Source organism: Streptomyces sp. NPDC091279 (genome assembly GCF_044757465.1).
Taxonomy (GTDB): Bacteria; Actinomycetota; Actinomycetes; order Streptomycetales; family Streptomycetaceae; genus Streptomyces.
This window is the reverse complement of record NZ_JBIVVA010000004.1, coordinates 615451-629950: the sequence shown is the minus strand read 5'-3', so window position 1 is coordinate 629950 and position 14500 is coordinate 615451. Positions and strand designations below refer to the sequence as shown.

12 protein-coding genes are annotated in these 14500 nt (G+C 72.8%); 2 read left to right on the top strand and 10 right to left on the bottom strand.

Going from position 1 to position 14500, the window contains the following annotated elements; all coding sequences use genetic code 11:
- Positions 1-74: 74 nt before the first annotated feature.
- The 5 genes from ACIQOU_RS13170 to ACIQOU_RS13150 are packed head-to-tail and all read right to left on the bottom strand — an operon-like array spanning position 75 to position 4660.
- The gene (locus ACIQOU_RS13170) at positions 75-833 is read right to left on the bottom strand and encodes a glutamine amidotransferase (RefSeq protein WP_401536632.1); all 759 of its coding nucleotides are present in this window, start codon (positions 831-833) and stop codon (positions 75-77) included.
- On the bottom strand, positions 830-1888 hold the full coding sequence (locus tag ACIQOU_RS13165) for a phosphotriesterase (RefSeq protein WP_401536630.1): 1059 nt from the start codon (positions 1886-1888) through the stop codon (positions 830-832). Before ACIQOU_RS13165 ends, ACIQOU_RS13170 begins: the two co-directional genes overlap by 4 nt.
- A complete protein-coding gene (locus ACIQOU_RS13160; protein WP_401536629.1) occupies positions 1885-2898 on the bottom strand; it encodes an ABC transporter permease in 1014 nt (337 codons plus the stop codon). Before ACIQOU_RS13160 ends, ACIQOU_RS13165 begins: the two co-directional genes overlap by 4 nt.
- The gene (locus tag ACIQOU_RS13155) at positions 2895-3662 is read right to left on the bottom strand and encodes an ATP-binding cassette domain-containing protein (RefSeq protein WP_401536627.1); all 768 of its coding nucleotides are present in this window, start codon (positions 3660-3662) and stop codon (positions 2895-2897) included. The genes ACIQOU_RS13160 and ACIQOU_RS13155 overlap by 4 nt, the downstream gene beginning before the upstream one ends.
- Positions 3663-3673: 11 nt before the next feature.
- Complete coding sequence (locus tag ACIQOU_RS13150; RefSeq protein ID WP_401536625.1) at positions 3674-4660, bottom strand: substrate-binding domain-containing protein; 987 nt, start codon at positions 4658-4660, stop codon at positions 3674-3676.
- A gap of 291 nt (positions 4661-4951) precedes the next feature.
- Between ACIQOU_RS13150 and ACIQOU_RS13145 the strand changes: the two genes are divergently transcribed.
- Positions 4952-6028, top strand: coding sequence for a LacI family DNA-binding transcriptional regulator (locus tag ACIQOU_RS13145; protein ID WP_401536623.1), 1077 nt, complete (start codon positions 4952-4954; stop codon positions 6026-6028).
- On the top strand, positions 6025-7149 hold the full coding sequence (locus ACIQOU_RS13140) for a M20 family metallopeptidase (protein WP_401536621.1): 1125 nt from the start codon (positions 6025-6027) through the stop codon (positions 7147-7149). The genes ACIQOU_RS13145 and ACIQOU_RS13140 overlap by 4 nt, the downstream gene beginning before the upstream one ends.
- A gap of 16 nt (positions 7150-7165) precedes the next feature.
- On the opposite strand, the gene ACIQOU_RS13135 is transcribed toward ACIQOU_RS13140, so the two are convergent.
- Genes ACIQOU_RS13135 through ACIQOU_RS13115 form a run of 5 tightly spaced genes read right to left on the bottom strand, consistent with a single transcriptional unit; the run spans position 7166 to position 14328 of the window.
- Complete coding sequence (locus ACIQOU_RS13135) at positions 7166-8401, bottom strand: type III PLP-dependent enzyme (RefSeq protein WP_401536619.1); 1236 nt, start codon at positions 8399-8401, stop codon at positions 7166-7168.
- Positions 8398-10125 carry an IucA/IucC family protein gene (locus ACIQOU_RS13130; protein WP_401536617.1) on the bottom strand — a complete coding sequence of 576 codons (1728 nt, stop codon included), beginning with the start codon at positions 10123-10125 and terminating at the stop codon, positions 8398-8400. Before ACIQOU_RS13130 ends, ACIQOU_RS13135 begins: the two co-directional genes overlap by 4 nt.
- Entirely contained in the window at positions 10125-11390 is a 1266-nt protein-coding gene (locus ACIQOU_RS13125) for an MFS transporter (RefSeq protein WP_401536616.1), read from the bottom strand. The genes ACIQOU_RS13130 and ACIQOU_RS13125 overlap by 1 nt, the downstream gene beginning before the upstream one ends.
- Complete coding sequence (locus ACIQOU_RS13120; RefSeq protein ID WP_401536615.1) at positions 11387-13159, bottom strand: IucA/IucC family protein; 1773 nt, start codon at positions 13157-13159, stop codon at positions 11387-11389. Before ACIQOU_RS13120 ends, ACIQOU_RS13125 begins: the two co-directional genes overlap by 4 nt.
- A complete protein-coding gene (locus ACIQOU_RS13115) occupies positions 13156-14328 on the bottom strand; it encodes an acetyl-CoA carboxylase biotin carboxylase subunit family protein (protein ID WP_401536614.1) in 1173 nt (390 codons plus the stop codon). The genes ACIQOU_RS13120 and ACIQOU_RS13115 overlap by 4 nt, the downstream gene beginning before the upstream one ends.
- Positions 14329-14500: the final 172 nt, after the last annotated feature.

The following is a 14500-nucleotide window of genomic DNA, read 5'->3' as shown; positions in this document are numbered from 1 at the left end:
CCGCCTTGCTTATCGTTTATCGATGGTATCGATAAACGATAAGCAAGGGGTGGCGTCCGTGGCAAGCCCCGTCGTCAGATCTGTCGGGCCAGCCAGCGGCAGGCCTGGGTGAACAGCGGCTGGTAGCCCTTCCAGTCCAGGAACTCCTGGGGGCACCAGTGGGGGGCGATGTCCGAGGCCCAGGCGAGGGTGCGGCCCTGGCCGACCTCCCGTACGGCCAGCAGCGGGTCGCCGTCGACGCGGGCGATCACCTGGGCGTCGGGCTTGGCGCCGAAGCGGTTGTAGCCGAGCAGGGCGGGCCACTGATCGGGTATCCCGGCGAGGATCGGGTGACCGGCGTCGACCACGTCCGGCACGGCGCCCTCCGGGGTCTCGACGCGGTCGTCGTGGGCGGCGATGACGCTCGGCAGGACGTCGTCGACGGCGGTGCGGTGGTAGAACGCCTTGGCCTCGAAGCCCTGGAAGCTGAGGTATCCGCCGGCCATGGCGAGGCCGCCGCCCGCGCGGGTCCACTCCGCCAGCACCTTGAGGCGGTTGGGCCGGGGGCGGCCGTTCAGCCAGGTGTCGGGGTGCAGGAGCAGGCTGTTGGCGCCGATGTCGGACAGGAGCACCACGTCGTAGGCGGAGAGTTCCTCCAGCGACTGGGGGAAGTGCTCGGGGACCTCGTGGGCGGGGAGGTAGACCACCTCGATGCCGCTCGCCGTCAGCGCGTCGCGCAGCGGGTCGATGCCGGTGTGGAAGGTGACCGAGGTGAACGCGTCGAAACCCTTGTAGTGGGTCGCTTCGCTCACCCAGGATTCACCGGCGACGAGGACACGGAGGGCGCGGGTCATGGGTGGGCTCCTTTCGCGGCGGTCTCGAAGACGGCCGCCGGGTTGTGCGTGAGCAGTTGCTCGATGTCCTCGCCGGTCAGGCCGTGGCGGCGCAGCCGGGGGGAGAAACTGGTGATCAGGTGGTCGTAGCCGTAGCCGCCGTAGCGGGTCAGCATGGTCTTGATGAAGACGTCGCCGGAGAGCAGCAGGCGCTCGCGGTATCCTGCGGCGACGAGCGCGGTGATCGCGCGGGCGTTGTCCTCGTCGGCGGGTGACTGGGCGTCCTGGTCGGCGAAGTACAGCTCCAGGCCGATCATGTCGTACTCCAGCCAGGCGCCCCGGTCGGCCAGGGTGTGCTGGTAGTCGGGGTCGCCGTGGCTGGGGTTGAGGTGGCACAGGACGGTGGCGGCGAGGTCGCCGCCCTCCTCGGCGACGGTGTCCAGGACCCGGTGGCCGTGCCGCTGCCAGCCCGGCAGATGCACCGACAGCGGGACGCGGGTGCGCCGTTGGGCGCGGGCCGCACCGCGCAGCACCTTCTCCTCGGCCGGGGTGAAGTCGGCCGAGATGCCGATCTCGCCGATGATGCCGGCGCGGACGCCGTCGGCTCCTTCGACGCCGTCACGGATCTCGCCTTCGATGTGCTGGGCGATGTCCTCGACGGTCATGGCGCGCAGGTCGGGCGGGTGGCTGGGCTCCAGGTAGAAGCCGGAGCCGAGCACGATGTTCAGGCCGGTGCGGAGGGCGATGGTGACGAGGCCTGCCGGGTCGCGGCCGATGCCGGAGCAGGTCTGCTCGACGATGGTGCGTCCACCGGCGGCGGCGAAGCGGGCGGCCTCCTCGGCCGCCAGGTCCACGTCCCTCATCGTGATGTTGTCGCGGGACAGGAACGGGTCGTTGCGCAGTCTGCCCAAGTACCGCATGTCCAGGGGCTGTTCGGCGATCCGGTGGCCCTCGGTGTCGTCGGGGGCGGGCGGGTGCCAGCAGGAGGAGCAGTCGTTGAGGAGGTGCTCGTGCATCAGTGTCACGCCGAGGTCGGTGGTGTCCACCGGGCCGAGGACGGTCCCTACGGCGGTCATGACTTGGCCGAGGCGAAGCGGGTGAACAGGCGGGTGTTGGCGAGGACGGCGGCCAGCAGGATCGCGCCCTGCACGATCTGGACGTAGAACGGGTTGACGTGGCTGAGGTCGAGGCCGTTCTCGATGAAGCCGAGGGTGAGGACGCCCAGGACGGTGCCCAGGACGCTGCCGCGGCCGCCGAAGAGGCTGGTGCCGCCGAGGACGACGGCGGTGATGACGGTGAGTTCGAAGCCGACGCCCTGGTTGGAGGAGCCGCTGCCCAGCCGGGTCGCGACCAGGACGCCCGCCAGTGACGCGGCCACTCCGGAGATCAGGTAGACCCAGAGGCCGACGAGGCGGACGTTGACGCCCGCCCGGCGCAGGGACTCGCGGTTGCTGCCCAGGCCGACGACGTACCGCCCGAACGGGGTCTTGGCGTAGACGACCCAGCCGAGGACGGCGGCGGCCACCGCGAGGACGGCGGCGACGGGAATCCCGGCGATCAGGCCCTGGCCGAGGAAGCCCACCCAGCTGTTGTCGGGGATGGAGATGGAGTAGCCGTTGGTGGAGCGCAGCGCGGTGCCGCGGATGATGCCGAGGGTGGCGAGGGTGACGATGAACGCGGGGATGCCCTGGTAGCAGGAGAACCAGCCGTTCAGGACGCCGATCAGGGCGCCGAGGGCCAGTACCGCGAGGAAGGCCAGGGTGGGGCTGATGCCGTGGGCGATGAGGATGGCCAGCAGGGAGCCGCTGAGGGCGAGGACGGAGCCGACGGACAGGTCGATGCCGGCCGTGGTGATCACGAACGTCATGGCGACCGCGACGATGAGGGCGGGGCCGTTCTGCCGCAGGACGTTGAGGACGTTGTCGGTGCTGAGGAAGGTGTCGGCGGTCAGGGAGAAGACGATCAGGACCGCGAGGAGCATGCCGCCGATGGCGACGGTCTGGATGTGGCTGGCGAGGAAGTGGTGGGTGCGGGCGGAGCGGGTGGTGACGACCCGTTCGCTGGACACCGCTGCCGGGCTGGTCACGCGGCCTCCGTTCCGTGGCCCTCGCCGACGATCTCGGCGACGAGTTCCTCCAGGCTCGTGGTGCGGGCGTCGAGCTCGCGGCGCACGGTGCCCTCGTACATGACGGTCAGCCGGTCGCAGACCCGGAACAGGTCCTGGAGCCGGTGGGTGATGAGGATGACGCTCACGCCCCGGGCGGAGACCGTGCGGATCAGTTCGAGCACGGTCTCGACCTCGGTGACGGCGAGGGCGGCGGTCGGTTCGTCGAGGATGAGGACCTGCGGGTCGAAGGAGACCGCGCGGGCGATGGCGACCGCCTGGCGCTGGCCGCCGGAGAGGTTGCGGACGGTGACGCTGGTCAGCGGGATGCGGATGCGCAGGGCGTCCAGGTGGGCGCGGGCCTCGGCGTGCATGCGCTTCTTGTCGAGGAACAGGCCGCCCCAGGTGCGGGGTTCACGGCCGAGGAAGAGGTTGGCGGCGACGTCGAGGTCGTCGCAGAGGGCGAGGTCCTGGTAGACCATGCCGATACCGGCGTCGCGGGCCTCCTTGGGGGTGCTGAACGCGGTGGGGCGGCCGTTGACGCGGATCTGGCCGGTGTCGGGGATGACGGCGCCGGCGAGGATCTTCATGGACGTCGACTTGCCGGCCGCGTTGTCGCCGACCAGGCCGACGACCTCGCCGGGGCGGACCCGGAGGGTGACGCCGCGCAGGGCGTCGATCATGCCGTAGCGCTTGCGGACGTCGATCATCTCGGCGCGGTACTCGGGTGGTGCGAGGGTCGTCATGGAGGGGTCCCTCACTTGAAGATCGAGCGGTAGGGGTCGACGTTCTTCTCGGTGACGATGGTCACCGGCACGTCGATCTTCTTGGTCACGGTCTTGCCGCCGACCAGGGAGACGGCGGCCTCGACGGCCTTGGTGCCCTCGGTCTTGGGGTCCTGCTGGACGACGCCGGCGACGAAGCCCGCGTCGATGCCGTCGATGGCCTGCTTGGTGAGGTCCCAGCCGAAGACCTTGACCCGGTTCTGCGCCCCGGCGCTCTTGACGGCGGCCACGGTGCCCAGCAGGGAGGGCTCGCCGGTGGCGTACACGGTGTTCATGCCCTTCTGGGCGGTGAGGAGGTTCTCGGCGGCGGTGGCCGCGCCCTCCTGGGTGTTCTTGCCGTCGACGGTCTGCACGACCGTGGCGCCCTTGGCCTTCACCGCGGCGGCGAAGCTGTCCTTGCGGAGATTCTGGATGTAGGAGTTGAGGGCGCCGACGACGCCGATCTTCGCGGTGACGTGGTGGGCGCTGTCGTAGGCGTTGACGAACGCCCCCATCTGCTTGCCGGCGGCCGCGTTGTCGACGCCGACCTGCACGTCGACGGCGGGGTCGTCGATGATGCCGTCGACGGCGATGACCTTGACGCCCGCCTTGGCGGCGGCCCGCAGCGCGGGCTTGATGCCGTTCACGTCGATGGCCTCGACGATGACGGCGTCGTAGCCCTGCTGGACGAAGTTCTGGACGGCCTGGGTCTGCTGGACGGCGTCGTCGTTGGCGTTGAAGACAGTGAGGTCGGCGCCGGTCTTCTTGGCGGCGGCCTCGGCGCCCGCGTTCATCTGGTTGAAGAAGATCGCCTGCTGGTTGACCTGCACCAGGCCGATGCGGACCTTGCCTCCGGAGGCGGTCGACTTCGCCTTGGCGCCGGTGGAGGCGTCCTCGCGGGAGCAGCCCGCGGTGACGCCGACGACGAGGGCGGCGGTGAGGGTGGCGACGGAGATTCTGCGCAGAGCCGTGCTGGACATGAGGGTTCCTCTCGGGCGAGCCCCTGGGGGCCGGGAGGGCGAACGGCGAAGGAGAGAACGCGGAGGGCTCGGAGCGAGGGCCGTCGACGGCGATGTCGTGCCGGGTCGTTCCGGAGGAGACTCTCGGCCCCTGGGGCATCGTCGCCACCGTCGGGTAATCGATTGCCGAGTTGCCGAGAATGTAGAAGGAAGAATTCCGGACAGTCAAGAGATTGCTGTCACATGAATGCTCGTGGTAGGAAGAGCCCTCGTTCGGCAATCGATTACCGGACCCCCCGAGGGAAGAGGTTCATGCCCACGATCCAGGACGTCGCCAGACTCGCCGGAGTCTCCACCGCGACCGTCTCCCGTGCCCTGTCGGGATCACGCCCGGTCGGCGCCGACCTGACCCGTCGGGTGCAGGAGGCCGCGTCGCAGCTCGGCTACCGGCACAACGCGCTGGCCCAGGCGCTGCGCACCCAGCGCTCGCGGACCATCGGCATGGTCGTCCCGCAGATCTCCAACCCGTTCTTCCCGCTGCTCGTCGAGGCCGTGGAGCGCCGCCTCCAGATCGACGGCGTCGACCTGCTGCTGTGCGACTCGCACTACGACCTCGACGTCGAGGCGCGCCGGCTGCGCACCCTCACCGACCGGCACGTGGACGGCATCATCATCAGCCCGCTGCACGCCACCGACAGCGCCCCGGCGATCCGGACGGCCGCCGGGCTGGTGCCGGTGATCCAGATCGACCGGCAGGTGGAGGGGCTCGCGGGGCACTGGGTCGGCGTCGACGACGCGGTGGGCTTCGGGCAGCTGGTGGATCTGCTGGTGGCACGGGGCCGACGGCGGCTGGTGTTCGTCAGTTCGGAGCTGGACAACTCCTCGGCGCGGGACCGTGCCCAGGCGTTCGAGAAGTCCCTTGCCCGGCACGGTCTTGAGGCCGCCGCCCCGGCGCTGCTCGGCCGGTTCGATGTCTCGTGGGGGCTGGAGGCGGCGCGGCGGCTGGTGGAGGACTTCGGGGACAGCGGGCCGTCGGCCGGGGCGCGCGGCGCCGGGAGCGGCAGCTCCGGTTCCCGTTCCGGGGCCGGTGGGTACGGGGGGCCCGACGGTGTGGTCTGCGGCGACGACCTGATCGCCCTCGGCGTGCTGCGGGGCTTGTCCCGGGCGGGGGTGTCGGTGCCGGATCAGGTCGCGGTCACCGGGTTCGACGACATCGCCTTCGCCGAGATCTCCGACCCGCCGCTGACCACCATGCGCCAGCAGTGGGACGTCATGGCCGACGAGTGCGCCCGGCTGCTGCGGCAGGACCCGGCGGGCGGCTCCCGCCGTATCGCCATCGCCCCGCTCCTCCAGGTCAGGGGCTCGACACCGAGGAGTCTCCCCCGATGACGGACACCACCGAGGTCACGGAACTGACCCGCCGCCTCGTCGCCGTGCCCACGGTCGACGCCGACGAGTCCGCCGCCCAGACGATCGTGGCGGCGCTGCTGGAGCGGGCGGGGTTCACCGTCCGCAGCCACGAACACGCCCCCGGCCGGGCCACCTTGATCGCGGAGTGGCAGACCGGTCTGGACACGGCGCCGCTGTGTCTGTCGGGGCACCTGGACACGGTGCCGCTCGGGGCCGCGCCCTGGACCCACGACCCGTACGCGGGTGAGCGGGACGGGGACCGGCTGTACGGGCGGGGCACCAGTGACATGAAGGGCGGGGTCGCGGCGATGGTGCTGGCCGCCGTGCGGGCCGCCGCCCACCGGCCCCGGCGCGCCGGACTGCGGCTCGTGCTGACCGCCGCCGAGGAGACCGGGGCGCTGGGCGCACGCCATGTCGCTCCCCTGTTGCGCGGCGGCCGCAGCGGGCCGCTGCTGATCGCCGAGCCCACCGCCAACCAGGTTGTCCACGGTCACAAGGGCGCCCTGTGGCTGACGGCGCGCACGAGCGGGATCACCGCCCACGGTTCGATGCCCCACCTCGGTGACAACGCCGCCTACAAACTCGCCCACGCGGTGGTCCGGTTGGCCGACTTCGCCTTCCCCGGGTCCGGGCACCCGGTGATGGGCCGCCCCACCCTCAACGTGTCGACGCTGGCGGCGGGTCTCAACGCCAACTCGGTGCCCGACCTCGCCACCGCCACGGTCGACGTGCGGACGGTCAGCGGGCAGGACCACGCCGAGGTGCGGGCCCAGCTCGCCGCCCAGACGGGTCCGGACGTCAGCTGGGAACCGCTGGTCGACCTGCCGCCGGTGTGGACCGACCCCGACGACACATGGGCCCGTACGGTCGGGGAGCTGGTGGCCGACGTGGCCCCGGACACCGCGTACACGCCCCGGACGGCGACCTTCTTCACGGACGCGGCCGTCCTGGCCCCCGCCCTCGGCGCACCGCCCACCCTGATCTGTGGGCCCGGTGAACCCTCCCAGGCCCACGCGACCGACGAGTGGTGCTCGGTGCGGCGCCTGGAGGAGTCCCTGACCGTCTATGAACGGGTCGTCGCGCGCTGGTGCGGTCTGTGACGGCGGCCGGTACCGGTCACCCGGCGGTGTCGCTGTCGCTGTCGCTGTCGCTGTCCAGGAAGTGGAAGCCCGGTCTCGGGTGCATCAGGAAGTCGTGGTGGGAGATGTTCCAGGCGTAGGCGCCCGCGAGGGCGAAGGCGATCCGGTCCCCCGCGCGCAGCCCCGGCGCCGGCACCCGGCGGGCGAGGAGATCCTTCGGGGTGCACAACTGGCCGGTGAGGGTGACGTGTTCGGCCCTGCCCGTCGGGCGCGGCCACGGGTGCGGCCAGCTCTCCACCGGGAGGACCGCGCAGGGCTGGTCGTGGCCCTTGGTCGCGGGGGTGCGCAGATGGTGGGTGCCGCCGCGGACCACGGCGAACTCCTCGCCCTGGCTGTCCTTCACGTCGAGCACCTCGGTCGCGTACCAGCCGCAGTAGGCGGTGAGCGCGCGGCCCGGTTCGATGCGCAGGACGGTGCCGGGGTGGGCGGCGGTGAGCTGGGCCAGTCCCTCGCCGTAGCCGGTCCAGTCGAAACGGGACTCCGGGTGCGCGTAGTCGACGTTCATGCCGCCGCCGATGTTGACCTCGGTGAGGCGTACCCCGTGCCGGGCTGCCAGGTCGGTCGCCCAGGTGACGACCGACGCGGCGAGGGCGAGCTGTGCGGGTGCCTCAAGGCCGCTGCCCAAGTGGGCGTGCACGCCTCGGAGTTCGAGGTGCGGGTGGGTGCCGTCGGTGAGCAGCCGGAACACCGTGTCGGCCTGGGAGGGGTCGAGGCCGAAGGGGGTCGGCCGGCCGCCCATGGCCAGCGCGCTCGCGGCGAGGGTGTCGTCGGGCATCGGGAGGTTGAAGCGGGGCAGGACGGCGATCCGGGTGCCGGGGGTGACACGGCGGGCCAGTTCGGCCAGGACGGTGAGGTCGTGCTCGCTCTCCAGGTGGAAGCGGGCCACGCCGTGTTCGAGGGCGGTGGTGATCTCCGCCGGTGTCTTGCCGGGGCCGCCGAAGGCCAGCGGGTGTCCCGGCACCGCGCGGGCGACGTGGGTGAGTTCGCCGCCCGAGGAGACCTCGTAGCCGTCGACGTGCGGGGCGAGCGCGGTCAGGATCTGCGGTTCGGGGTTGGCCTTGGCCGCGTAGTACAGCTCGACACCCTCCGGCAGGGCGGCGCGCACGGCGGCGGCGTGGGTGCGCAGGGCCGCCAGGTCGTAGACGTAGGCGGGGAGTTCGTCGGGGGTCAGGGAGCGGATGCGGTCGTGGACGGCGGGGGTGGGGGCGGTCACGAGGTGGTTCCGTTCGTGTGGCGCAGGAGGGCCTCGGCGAGCGGGGAGGGCAGGCGGACGTATCCGGCCTCCCGGTCGGCCTTGCGTTCCCAGCGGGTGAGCAGGTTCGCCTTGGCGGGCAGCGGCACCCCGGCGAGCAGGGCGGCGAGGTGGGGCGGGCAGTCGTAGCGGTCGGCGTAGTCGCGCAGGGTGGCGCGGACCTGGGCCCACAGCGCGGCCTCGGTGTGCGGGTGCAGGTCGGCGAGGGCGGCGAGGAGTTCGGCGATGTGGTTGACGAGCAGGCAGTACAGGACGCGGTCCCAGCCGCGCTCGGCGTCGTAGGTCATCGGGCCCGCGACCTCGGGCGGCAGCGCGGCGAGGGTGTCCGCGTGGTGCTCGGGGACGAGCTTGGTGCCCTCCAGGTCGCGGAAGAGCACCTGGGCGGGCATGCCGTCGCCGTCGACGCAGATCAGGACGTTCTGGAGATGCGGTTCCAGGACCATGCCGTGGTCGAAGTAGGCGGCCAGCACGGGTGGGACGAGCAGGCGCAGGTAGGCGGCCCACCAGTCGGCGGCGGCCTCGGGGCCCGCTCCGGCCAGGAGGTGGGAGATGTGGGCGGGGCCGGTGGGGTACTCGTCGGCGACGGCCGCGGCGAGCAGCGGGGTGGTGCCGGGCAGCAGGCGGGGCGGCAGGCCCTCGCGGACGATGACGCCGAATCCCTCGAACAGGTCGCGGTCCGGGGTGCCGTCGGGGCCGGGCAGGGCGAGGGTGCGGTAGGCGGGTTCGCGCAGGACGGCGCTGCCGGGGAAGCGGTCGGCCAGGTCGGCGAGGGCGGGTGCCAGGAGCCGGGTGAGGGCGATGGCGCCGGACAGTTCGTACCTCGCGTTCTTGCGGAGGCAGTTGGTGATGCGGACGTTCAGGCTGAACTTGAGGAAGGTCTCGCCGTCGTAGAGGGTGCGGACGGACGCGGTGGCGGCGAAGGTGTCCGCGGCGGGGCCGAGGTCGAGGAGGTCGCCCCGGTCGAACGCCGCCCGCAGCAGCGGGTGTTCGCTCAGCATCGCGTACTGCCAGGGGTGGGCGGGCAGCAGCCGGTAGCCGTCGGGGACGGCGGCGCGGTCGAGCGGGTCGGCCGCCGCGGGCGTGGCGCGTTCCTCGGCGATGAGGTGGTCGCGGACGGCGAGGTGGCGCAGCGGGAAGACGGCCCCGTTCTCCGGTGCGTACGCAGCCCAGGAGTCCGCGTCGCCGGTGCGGGCCTTGGGGGTGGGGTGGAAGCGGTGGCCGAGGAGCAGGGACTGCTCGGAGTGGAGATAGTCGGTGAGGTGGTCACCGGTCGGCCGGGGCGCGGCGCCCTGCCGGGCGGCCAGCAGGGCGGCGACGGCGCGGTGGCTGGAGTCGATCTGTTCCAGGAACTCTTCGTTGCGTACGCCGGTGCGCAGGGACAGTTCGTCGTGGGTGTACTCGGCGAGGCGGCGCCAGTCGATGCGGGTCCAGCTGCCGTCGCGCTGTTCGCTGACGGGTCCGGTGAAGCGGTGGGCGCCGAGCAGGGAGGTGCGGCGCAGGTCGACGCGGAGCAGGACGTCGCGGCGGGGCAGCCGCAGCAGCAGGCGGCCGTCGGTGACGGCGGTCTGGTGCTCGGGGCCCGACACCTCGCGCAGCAGGCAGTTGAGGAGGGTGTGGGTCACCGCCTCCTCGGCGGTGGGCAGGGCGGTGGTCGTGGTACCGAGCGAGTCGGCCGACGGGGACATCAGCGGCTCCAGCGGGTGCGAAGAGAAAGGAGAGCGGTCGCGCCGACGGTGAGCAGCGCGGCGGCGCCGCCCGTCCAGACGGGTGCGGCCGGGCCGAACCGGGCGCTGCCGGCGGCCGCGGCCACGCCGGCGGCGACGGCGCCGGCCTTGGAGAAGAACTCCAGCGAGCCGAAGAGCCCGCCGGGTGCGCGGCCCTCGGCGCAGTCGGCGGCCAGCACCGACAGGCACACCAGGCCCAGGGTCATCCCGGCGCCGAGGACCAGGCGGACGGCGACGAGGGTGGCCAGCGAGTCGGCGACGCCGTGTCCGGCGAGGCCGAGGGCGATCAGGAGGAAGCCCAGGGCGATCCCGGCCAGCGGCCGGTGCTGGAAGGCGCGGTGCACGGCGAGGGCGCCGGCCAGGTAGCAGAGGTGGGGCAGGGCGAAGAGCAGTCCGGACAGGGTCGAGGACGCCTGCGGTATCCGGTCCTCGACCAGGGCGATCAGGTAGGGGAAGGAGATGACGGTGGAGAAGACGAAGGCGAATTCGAGGGTGTAGAGGGTGCGCAGGGACACCGGGGGCCGTGCGGCACCGGTGGTGGGTGTGGCGGCCACCGGGGGCTGGAGCGTGGTGAGTTCGGGGTCGTCCGGTGACGGGGGCGGCTCGGTGCCGGTCACCGTGCGGGCGCCGTCGGCCTCGGTCCTGGCCGGTTCGGGGAGGGCGGCGAGCAGCAGGGCGGCGGTGAGCGGGAGGACGGCCAGCAGGGCGTACTGGCGGTGCGGGGAGATCCAGTCGGAGAGCGAGCCGACCACGATCGGGGCGGCGACCAGGGCCGCGCGGGCGCTGCCCTGCATCAGGGTGAGCGCCCGGGACAGGCTCGGGCCGTCGAGGGCGGCGCCGAGGTAGCCGTTGGACGCGGCGAAGGTGCCGCCCAGGATGCCCTGGAGGACCAGGGCGGCCGTGAAGGTGGTGAGCGAGTCGGCCCACCCGGCCAGCAGGAACGCCAGGGTCAGCCCCAACTGGGCCCGCAGCAGCAGTCGTTTGCGGCCGAACCGGTCGGCGAGGCGGCCCCACAGCGGGGCGCCGAGGCCGCCGAACACCGTGGGCACGACGTAGAGCAGGCCGGCCCAGCGTGCCGCCCCGGCGCCGAACTCGGGGAGGATCTGGGTCAGGTAGGGCGGCAGGCCGAGGGCGGCGAAGGACGCCACGAAGTAGCAGCCGGCCACCGCGTGCACATGGCGGCGCCCGAAGGCGGGGCGCTGGGTGGGCAGCACGTCGACGGTCATCGCCGCTCCCCCGGGTTGATGAGGTCGGCGCGGAGGTAGTTGGGGCCGGTGGTGTAGTGCTTGTTGATGTCGGCGGCGCCCGAGCGTTGCTTGGTGAGCAGGGTGCCGGCGGTGATCATCGCCTTGACGGGCAGCTCGGGTGCGTCCAGGACCCGGGCGCGCAGGGTGGCCGCCGGTGCGCCGCCGAGCCGGGTCAGGGCCTCGTCGAGGCGGTCGCGGACCAGCCCGAGCAGCACGGGCAGGTGGGCGCGGCCGTGCCGGGCCAGGCCGAACGCGTAGGCGCCCGCGCAGAGGTGGACGGTGATGGTGGTGAAGAGGTCGGCCGGTCCTTCGTCGTCCCGGCAGAGGATGCGGGCGTCGTCGAAGGCGTCGGGGCCGGGGGCGTCGTCGCCCAGGCGCTCGCGCAGTCGGGGGGTGTGGACGCGCGGGCCGTCGTTGTCCTTGAGCAGGAGCCGCAGCCGGGTGGTGCCGCCGGAACTCCGGTCCAGGATCAGGGAGATGTTCTGCTGGTGGGACTCCAGGGCGATGCCGTACCCGAAGAGGGTGGTCTGCCAGTCGAGGAGCAGGGTGAGGCAGTCGTCCAGCAGGGCGAGGGGGTCGCCGTCGTGGAAGCGGTCGGCGAGGTGGTCGATGACCAGCCGTCCGCCGGGTGCCTCGGCGAGGAGGGCGGCCATCGGGAGGACGACGGAGTCCTCCAGGCCTGCCGGGTGACGGCGGCAGAGCGCGGCGAGCAGTTCGTGCCCGGCGTGTGCGTAGGCGCTCTCGTCGGCGTGCAGGACGGTGCCCTGAAAGCGCGGTTCGCGGGCGATGACGGTTTCCAGCAGCCGTTGTCCCGCAGCGCCGTCGACGAGGGTGCCGGGCTTGATGGTGCGCCGGTTGCGCAGGCCCAACGTGGCGGTGGCCAGGGGCAGTTTGAGGTGCAGGGCCGGGTCGTCGGTCAGGGCGACGGTGCGCATCGACAGGGTCGGAACGGCGTCGAGGCGGGCGGGGCCGGCGAGGAACGCGCGGCCCGCGAGGCCCGTGTCGTGCAGGGCGCGTTCCAGGGTGGCGCCGACGGTCAGGGGGTGTACGGGCAGCAGGGCGTGGGTGTGGTCGAGGGCGGCGAGGCCGACGGCCGCCGGGGACGGCAGCGAGGCCGGGAGTCCGCCGCCGCCGAGGGTGAGCGCGTCCCGGGGCACGGCGAGCCAGCGCAGCGCGAAGTGCGGGTGGAACTCGGGTGCGTAGGCGCGGAGTTGGTGTTCGGTGAGGCCCGAGCGGCCGCGTGCGGTCGGGTAGACGGGGTGGTCGAGGCGGGCGGCGAGGGTGTCGTGGGCGAGGCCTTTGGCCAGGCCTGTCCAGTCGGCGGGGTCCTTGCCGTACTGGTCGACGAGCCGGGTCGCGCATTCCTCGGCGGTGTCGGTGTGCAGCCGTACGGTGGTCAGGGTCTGGCGGCACTCCTCGGCGAGGGCGTCGAAACCGCCGTGGTCGATGTGCTCGGCGCGTTCGCGCAGGGCGGCCAACACGGCTGTGCAGGACGTCAGTTCGCGGCCGTCGGGTTCCCTCAGCAGGAGGGGGAGGCGGGCCGCGTAGGTGCCCTGGTAGCCGTCGTCGGTGACCGGGAGCAGCAGGGCGGGCCGTCCGTCGGCGCCCAGGCGCAGCCAGCGGCCGTCGGGGCGGTGGACGAGGGTGCTGCGGGAGCGCAGTCCGACGACGTCCTCGCGGAGCAGGGTGCTCAGGAGGCGGGTGAGGAGGTCGGCCTCGGCCGGGTCGGTGGCGGTCGGGGCGGTCACGGCTGGATCTCCCAGCTCCGGGCGGCGACGAATTCCTCGACGGCCTTGTCCACGCTGTGCCGGTCGGGGCCGACGGCGCGCAGGACGCCCAGGTAGTCCCGGTTGGTGCCGTACAGGTCGTGCCGTTCGCCCGTCTCGCGCAGCGGACGGTACGTCAGATCTGTTGTGGCCAGGGTGAGTTCGGTGGCCGGTGGGGCGGCGGTGAGGGTTCCGGCGCGGTCCGCGCAGGGGTACCAGACGGTGGCGGCGCCGTCGCGGCGGGCGTCCAGGTCCGCGGGCAGCGGCTCGCCGAGGTGGGTGCGGAGGATGTGCGCGAACAGGGGTATCCCGAGCAGCCGTTGGAGGAGCAGGTCGCACTGGTCGCCGATGGCGCGGTAGTTGACCTCGATGATCCGCGCCCGGCCCGCGTGCACCACGAACTCGGTGTGGCAGGCGCCGAACCCGACGCCGAGCGCGTCGAGTTGGGCCAGCACCTGGTCGAGGACGGCCGGCGGGTGGTCCGGCAGATAGGTGAGGCGTTCCTCGATGAAGTGGGGTGGGGGCGACAGTTCGGTGTGGAAGCCGCCCAGGACATGGCGGGCGCGGCCGTCGCCGAGGGTCTCCAGGGTGTACAGCTCGCCCGGCAGATACTCCTCGACGACCAGGACGGTGTCCGGGCGGCGGGCGAAGATCTCCGTGCCGCGCGCCACCAGTTCCCCGGGGCCTTCGACCAGGACGACGTCCTCGCTGGCGACGCCCTCGCGGGGCTTGAGCACGCAGGGGTAGGGGGCGTCCAGCGGGGCGGGTGCGGTGAGTTCGGCGGACCAGACGGTGTCGACGCCGGTGGCGGCCAGGTGGCGGCGCATCTCGGCCTTGTCCTTGGCGCGCAGGGTGGCCCGCCAGTCCTTGGCGGGGAGCCCGAAGTAGTGGGCGGCCAGGGCGGTTTGGGTCTGGAGGTGGTCGCTGTTGGTGAAGACGGCGTCCGGGGTGTGGTGGGTGGCGATGCGGGTGATGACGGCGCGGAAGTCGCGCACGTCGCACTGAAGGACCTCGACCTCGGGGCCGGTGTGCCGGTGGGCGTCGGGCTGGTCGGTGAGGAGGGTGACGTCCAGGCCGAGGTGGGCGGCGGCGGGCAGGAACCCCTCGGTGACGGAGTCGGTGGGATTGAGGGCCAGCAGGTACAGGCGCATGGGTGGGGCGGCTTCCGCTCGGAGGTGGGGGGTGAGGGGCGGGGGGGCCCCGGGGGGCGCCCCCCCCCCCCCACCCCGCCGCCCCCCCCCGGGGCCGCGCCCCCCCCGGCCCAGGGGACGGCCGCGCCGCCCAGGTAGGGGGGCGGGCCCCCCCAGACCGCCAAAAACAGGT